4 protein-coding genes are annotated in these 7,644 nt (G+C 72.0%); all 4 read left to right on the plus strand.

Translation table 11 applies throughout. The features are described 5' to 3' along the window. Positions 1 to 24: 24 nt before the first annotated feature. Positions 25 to 1,104, plus strand: coding sequence for an ABC transporter permease (locus tag ABT093_RS17975; protein ID WP_350565252.1), 1,080 nt, complete (start codon positions 25 to 27; stop codon positions 1,102 to 1,104). Further along, entirely contained in the window at positions 1,101 to 2,090 is a 990-nt protein-coding gene (locus ABT093_RS17980) for an ABC transporter permease (protein WP_350565254.1), read from the plus strand. The genes ABT093_RS17975 and ABT093_RS17980 overlap by 4 nt, the downstream gene beginning before the upstream one ends. Next, complete coding sequence (locus ABT093_RS17985; protein WP_350565256.1) at positions 2,087 to 3,802, plus strand: ABC transporter ATP-binding protein; 1,716 nt, start codon at positions 2,087 to 2,089, stop codon at positions 3,800 to 3,802. Before ABT093_RS17980 ends, ABT093_RS17985 begins: the two co-directional genes overlap by 4 nt. Before the next feature lie 175 nt (positions 3,803 to 3,977). Continuing rightward, entirely contained in the window at positions 3,978 to 7,541 is a 3,564-nt protein-coding gene (gene dnaE, locus ABT093_RS17990) for a DNA polymerase III subunit alpha (protein WP_350565258.1), read from the plus strand. Positions 7,542 to 7,644 lie beyond the last annotated feature (103 nt).

The raw sequence follows: 7,644 nt of genomic DNA on the forward strand, positions 1-7,644 counted from the left end.
ACCGGACGGATCGATCGGACAACCATGGCTCCACAGGAACCCCGTGCCGGGGAGGCCCTCGCGGCCTCCCCGGCCGCCGGGGGCCGGCAGGTGTGGCGGCGGCTGCTCGCGCGGCGCGCCGCCCTCGCCGCCGGCCTCGTCATCGTCCTGCTCGCGCTGATCGCGGCGGCGGCCCCGCTGCTCACCGCGCTCGAAGGCCAGGACCCCACCAGCTACCACAACGACCTGCTCGACTCGGCGGCCGGCGGCGTGCCCACCGGCTCGTTCGGCGGCGTCAGCGCCGAGCACTGGCTGGGCGTCGAACCGGGCACCGGGCGCGACGTGTTCGCCCGGCTGGTCCACGGCGCCCGGATCTCGCTGCTCGTCGCCGTCGGCGCCACCCTGGTCCAGGTCACCATCGGCGTGCTGCTCGGCCTCCTCGCGGGCCTCGGCAGCCGCCTGCTCGACCAGCTGATCGGCAACACCACCGAGGTGATGCTCGCGCTGCCCTCGCTGGTCTTCGCCATCTCGCTGATGGCGGTCGTGCCCTCCGGCTTCCCCCGCCCGCTGCTGCTGACCCTGGTCATCGGACTGCTGGGCTGGGCCGGCACCGCACGCATCGTCCGGGCCCAGACGCTCGGCCTCAAGCAGCTGGACTACGTGGCCGCGGCCCGGCTCGCCGGCGCCACCCGGTGGCGGATCGCCCGCCGGGAGCTGCTGCCGTCGCTGGCCGCGCCGGTCATCACCTACGCGGCGGTGCTGCTGCCGTCCAACGTGATCGCCGAGGCCGGGCTCTCCTTCCTCGGCGTGGGCGTCAAGCCGCCCACCGCGTCCTGGGGCCAGATGCTCTCCGGCGCGACCACCTGGTTCCGCGCGGACCCGATGTACGTGCTGCTCCCGTCCGCGCTGCTGTTCGTCACCGTGCTCGCCTTCACCGTGTTCGGCGACGCCGTCCGCACCGAGCTCGACCCCCGCGCGGCCTCCCGGCTGCGGGTCGGCACGGCCCGCGGCGCCGCCGGTCCGACGGCGGACGGCCCCGCCCCGGACACCGGCGCGAAGGGCACCGACGCGGCCGGCGCCGCCCGCCCCGGCCCGTCGGGCACCACCGAGGAGGCCCCCGCATGACCCGCTTCCTGCTCCGCAAGGCCGTCGGCATGGTCGGTGTCCTGTTCGCCCTCTCCCTGATCGTCTACGCGGTGTTCTACATCGCCCCCGGCGACCCCGCCCAGCTGGCCTGCGGCGAGAAGTGCAGCCCCGCCCAGGTGCTCCAGGTGCGCGAACGGCTGGGCCTCGACGCTCCGGTGCACCTGCAGTACGCCCACTTCCTGCAGGGCGTCGTCGCCGGCCGCGACTTCAGCGCCGGAACCGGCCTGCTGCACTGCCCGGCGCCCTGCCTGGGCGTCTCCTACCGCAGCGGCGAGCAGGTCACCGACATGATCGCCGCCCGGCTCCCGGTGACCGCCTCGCTGGCGCTCGGCGCCATGGTGATCTGGCTGGCCCTCGGGGTCGGCACCGGGCTGCTCTCGGCGCTGCGCCGGGGCCGGCTCGCCGAGCGCCTGCTGACCGCGCTGACACTGGCCGGCAGCTCGATCCCGGTGTTCGTCATCGGCCTGGTGCTGCTGATCGTGCTGTGCGCCCAGCTCCAGTGGCTGCCCTTCCCGAGCTACGTGCCGCTCACCGAGGACCCGCAGCAGTGGTTCTGGGGCCTGCTGCTGCCCTGGGTCTCGCTGGCGCTCATCGAGTGCGCCAAGTACGCCCGGCTGACCCGCTCCTCCATGCTGGAGACCCTCGCCGACGACCACATCCGGACCTTCCGGGCGTTCGGCGTCAGCGAGCGGCACCTGGTGACCCGGCACGCGCTGCGCGGCGCGCTCACCCCGGTGATCGCCCTGACCGCCATCGACCTGGGGACGATGTTCGGCTCGGCGGTGCTGACCGAGTCGCTGTTCGGCCTCCCGGGGCTCGGCAAGCTGCTGGTCACCTCGGTCGGCCTGATCGACCTGCCCACCGTCGTCGGGCTCACCCTGGTCACCGGGTTCGCCGTCGTCCTCGCCAACGTCATCGCGGACGTGCTCTACGCGGTGGCCGACCGAAGGGTGGTCCTGACATGAGCGCCACGCCCCTGGAGAAGGCCGCGGGCCCGGTCGGCGCCGGACCCCTGGTCGACGTCCGGGACCTGGTCGTCGACTTCCCCGTCGGCGACGGCCACCTCCGCGCCGTCGACGGCGTCGGCTTCACCCTGGAGGCCGGGCAGGCGCTCGGCATCGTCGGCGAGTCCGGCTCCGGCAAGAGCACCGTCGCCTACGGGCTGCTCGGCCTGCACCGCGGCACCGGCGCCCGGATCGGCGGCTCGGTACGGGTCGCCGGCGTGGACGCCGTCACCGCCGAGGGCGAGGACCTGCGGCGCCTGCGCGGCGGGTTGGCCGCCATGGTGTTCCAGGACCCGCTCTCCGCGCTGGACCCCTACTACGCGGTGGGGGACCAGATCGCCGAGGTGGTGCGGGTGCACCGGCCGGTCTCCCGCCGGGCCGCCCGGGCCCGGGCCGTCGAGGTGCTCGACCGGGTCGGCATCGCCGACGCGGCGCGCCGCGCGCGGTCGCGTCCGCACGAGTTCAGCGGCGGCATGCGCCAGCGGGTGCTGATCGCGATGGCGCTGGCCTGCGAGCCGCGGCTGCTGGTCGCCGACGAGCCGACGACCGCGCTGGACGTCACCGTCCAGGCCCAGATCCTCGACCTGCTGCACGAGCTGCGCGCCGAGACCGGGGCCGGGCTGGTCCTGGTCACCCACGACCTGGGCGTGGTCGCCGGGAGCGTCGACCGGGTGCTGGTGATGAAGGACGGCCGGGCGGTGGAGCACGGCCCGGTGACCGAGGTGCTCGGCACACCGCGCCAGCCGTACACCCGCGCACTGCTGTCGGCGGTGCCCCGGCTGGACGCTCCGCGGGACCCGCGCGTGCGCGCGCCCGGCGAGCCGGCCGGGCCGGCCGGGGGCGAGGTCCTGCTGGAGGCCGTCGACCTGCGCCGCGAGTTCGCCACCCGCGGCCTCGCCCGGCGCACCGCCGCCGTGACCGCCGTGGACGGCGTCTCGCTCACCGTGCGGGCCGGCGAGACGCTGGGCGTCGTCGGCGAGTCCGGCTCCGGGAAGACCACCCTCGGACGGATGCTCGTCCGGCTGCTGGAGCCGACCGGCGGCCGGCTGCACTACCGCGGCCGGGACATCGGGGCCCTCGGGGAGAAGGAGCTGCGCCCGCTGCGCCGGGAGCTGCAGATGGTCTTCCAGGACCCGGTCTCCTCGCTCAACCCGCGCCGCACCATCGGGGAGTCCGTCGCCGACCCGCTGCGGATCGCCGGCGAGGGCGACGAGCGCCGCATCCGCGCCCGGGTCGGCGAGCTGCTGGAACGCGTCGGGCTCGACCCCGACTGGTACCACCGCTATCCGCACGAGTTCTCCGGCGGGCAGCGGCAGCGGGTCGGCATCGCCCGGGCGCTCGCGCCCGAGCCGCGGCTGATCGTCTGCGACGAGCCGGTCTCCGCGCTGGACGTCACCACGCAGGCCCAGGTGGTCGAGCTGCTGGGCGAGCTGCAGCGTGATCTCGGTCTCGCACTGGTCTTCATCGCCCACGACCTCGCCGTGGTCCGGCAGGTCAGCGACCGGGTCGCGGTGATGCGGGCCGGGCGGATCGTGGAACAGGGCGACGCCGACACGGTGTACGACTCCCCGCGGCACGCCTACACCAAGGGCCTGCTGGCCGCCGTGCCGGTGCCGGACCCGGCCGAGGCGAGCGCCCGGCGCCACGCCCGGCTGGCCTCCACCGGAGCCTGAGCCCCGTCCGGCCCGGCCGCGCCCCGAGGGGTGCGGCCGGGCCGCGGGCGCGTCAAGGAGTCGCGAGGGGCACGTCAAGGTCGTGGGCAGGAGCCCCCGGCGCGGCGTGTCGTGCGCGCCGACCGACTAGCCTGGGCGGCTTCCCGTCCGAGCACCACCCGAGGAGCCCAGCGCCGTGTCCGACAGCTTCGCGCACCTGCACGTCCACACCGAGTACTCGATGCTGGACGGGGCCGCGAAGAACGGCAAGCTCTTCGCGGAGGCGGAGAGACAGGGCATGCCCGCCATCGCGATGAGCGACCACGGCAACATGTTCGGCGCCTACGAGTTCTTCCACGCCGCCGCCAAGACCGGTGTCAAGCCGATCATCGGCATCGAGGCCTACGTCGCCCCGGCCTCGCGCTTCCTGAAGAAGCAGGTGTTCTGGTCCCCCGGCGGCCAGCGCCCGAGCGGCGCCGACGGCGAGGGCGGCAAGGACGTCTCCGGCGGCGGCCGCTACACCCACATGACCATGTGGGCGCAGAACGCCACCGGTCTGCGCAACCTCTTCAAGCTCTCCTCGCTCGCGTCGATGGAGGGCTACTACATGAAGCCCCGGATGGACCGCGAGCTGATCGCCGCCAACGCGACCGGCATCATCGCGACCACCGGCTGCCCCTCCGGCGAGGTGCAGACCCGGCTGCGGCTCGGCCAGTACGACGAGGCGGTCAAGGCGGCCGCCGCCTACCAGGACATCTTCGGCAAGGAGAACTACTTCCTGGAGCTGATGGACCACGGCCTGTCCATCGAGCAGGACGTCCGCGCGGACCTGCTGCGCCTGGCCAAGCAGCTGGACATCCCGCTGCTCGCCACCAACGACTCGCACTACGTCACCGCCGACCAGGCGGACGCCCACGACAGCCTGCTCTGCGTCGGCGTGGGCAAGAACAAGGACGACCCGAACCGCTTCAAGTTCAACGGCTCCGGCTACTACGTCAAGACCGCCGAGGAGATGCGCGAGCTCTTCCGCGAGCTGCCGGAGGCCTGCGACAACACGCTGGCGATCGCCGAGCGGGTCGAGTCGTACGAGGAGGTCTTCACCTACGTCGACCGGATGCCGCAGTTCGACGTGCCCGAGGGCGAGACCCAGGCCTCCTACCTGCGCCAGAAGATCGCCGCCGGCCTCCAGCACCGCTACGGCGACAACCCGAGCCAGGAGGTCCTGGACCGGGTCGAGCTGGAGATGGGCGTGATCACCCCGATGGGGTTCGACGCCTACTTCCTCGTGGTCGCCGACATCTGCCAGTACGGGCGGGACAACGGCATCCCGGTCGGCCCCGGCCGTGGCTCGGCGGCCGGCTCGATGGTCGCCTACCTGACCGGCATCACCCAGCTCGACCCGCTGGAGCACGACCTGCTGTTCGAGCGGTTCCTCAACCCCGAGCGCATCAACCCCCCGGACGTCGACATCGACTTCGACGACCGCCAGCGCGACCAGATGGTGCGCTACGTCACCGAGAAGTACGGCTCCGCCTACACCGCCCAGGTCAACACCTTCGGCACCATCAAGGCCAAGGCCGCCGTCAAGGACGCCAACCGCATCCTCGGCTACCCCTTCGCGATGGGCGACCGGATCACCAAGGCCATGCCGCCGGACGTGATGGGCAAGGGCGTCCCGCTCGCCGACCTCTTCAACGACAAGCACCCCCGGTACAACGAGGGCACCGAGATCCGGGCGCTGTACGACAACGAGCCCGACGTCAAGAAGATCATCGACACCGGCCGGGGCATCGAGGGCCTGATCCGCGGCACCGGTGTGCACGCCGCCGCCGTCATCCTCTCCTCCACCCCGCTGCTGGAGCTGATCCCGCTGCACATGCGGGACAAGGACGGCACCATCATCACCGGCTTCGACTACCCGTCGTGCGAAGCCATGGGCCTGATCAAGATGGACTTCCTGGGTCTGCGGAACCTGGGCATCATCGACCACTGCATCAAGATCGTGAAGGCCAACCGGGGCGTCGACGTCGACATCGAGAAGATCCCGATCGACGACCCCACCACCTACCAGTTGCTCGCCCGCGGCGACACCCTGGGCGTCTTCCAGCTCGACGGCGGGCCCATGCGCGCCCTGCTCAAGCTGATGAAGCCGACCGAGTTCGCCGACATCTCCGCCGTCTCCGCGCTGTACCGGCCCGGCCCGATGGGCATGAACTCGCACACCAACTACGCGCTGCGCAAGAACGCCCAGCAGGAGATCGTCCCGATCCACCCCGAGCTGGAGGAACCGCTCAAGGACGTCCTCGGCCCCACCTACGGCCTGATCGTCTACCAGGAGCAGGTCCAGCGTGCCGCCCAGGTGCTGGCCGGCTACTCGCTCGGCCAGGCCGACCTGCTGCGCCGGGCGATGGGCAAGAAGAAGAAGGAGGTCCTGGAGAAGGAGTTCGTCCCCTTCCACGCCGGCTGCAAGGAGCGCGGCTACTCCGACGAGGCCATCCAGGCGGTGTGGGACGTCCTGGTCCCGTTCGCCGGCTACGCGTTCAACAAATCGCACTCCGCCGCCTACGGCCTGGTCTCGTACCAGACCGCCTACCTCAAGGCCAACTACCCCGCCGAGTACATGGCCGCCCTGCTCACCTCGGTCGCGGACGACAAGGACAAGATGGCGGTCTACCTGGCGGAGTGCCGGCAGATGGGCATCCGGATCCTCTCCCCCGACGTCAACGAGTCGGTGGTCGACTTCACCGCCGTCGGCAGCGACGTCCGCTTCGGCCTCAAGGCCGTGCGCAACGTCGGCGTCCCGGTCATCGAGTCGCTGGTGCGCACCCGGGAGGAGAAGGGCAAGTACACCTCCTTCCCCGACTTCCTGGACAAGGTGGAGCTGGTGGTGTGCAACAAGCGCACCGTCGACTCCCTGGTCAAGGCCGGCGCCTTCGACTCGCTCGGGCACAGCCGGCTCTCGCTCAGCACCGTGCACGAGAGCGCGATCGACGCCGTCACCGGGCTGAAGAAGCAGCAGGCGATCGGCCAGGACGACCTCTTCGGCGCCCTGGAGACCGGGGACGGCGGCCCCGCCATCGGCCTGGACTTCGAGCTCACCGACCGCGAGTGGCCGCGCCGCCAGTTGCTCTCCCTGGAGCGGGAGATGCTCGGCCTGTACGTCTCCAGCCACCCGCTCGACGGCGCCGAGCACATCCTCTCCCAGAACCGGGACACCTCGATCGCCGACCTCCTCGGCTCCGGCCGGACCGAGGGCGAGGTCCGCCTCTCCGGCCTGATCACCGCCGTGGACCGCCGGATCAACAAGGCCGGCAACGCCTGGGCGATCATCACCCTCGCCGACCGCGACGGCTCGGTCGAGGTGCTGTTCTTCCCGGCCACCTACAACCTGATGGCCGAGCAGATGGTGGAGGACAACGTCATCTCGGTCCGCGGCCGGCTCAACGAGCGCGACGGGTCGCTGAGCATCTTCGGCCAGGAGATCACCACGCTCGACGTCTCCTCCGCCGAGCTGGGCACCAAGCCCCCGGTCCAGATCACCGTGCCGACCGCCCGGATCACCCCCGAGGTGGTGGCCGAGCTCAGGCAGGCCCTCCAGGCCCACCCGGGCGACGTCCCGGTCCGTCTGCTGACCACCGGCTGGGACAAGGACACCCTGTACGAGCTCGGCTTCCTGGTGAACCCCGACAACGGGCTCGCCTCGGACGTGAAGACCCTGCTCGGCAACCGCTCCTGGGCGGGCACCGTCGTCCGTTCCTGAGCCGCTCCCGGCCCGGTCTGCCGGGCGGGATCGACAACGGGGAGCGCGCTGAAATCCCCGTCCAGCACTTGCTCGGGAGCATCTATCAGTGGATCGGGGGTGT

This window comes from Kitasatospora sp. NPDC002551 (assembly GCF_040296005.1).
Taxonomy (GTDB): Bacteria; Actinomycetota; Actinomycetes; order Streptomycetales; family Streptomycetaceae; genus Kitasatospora.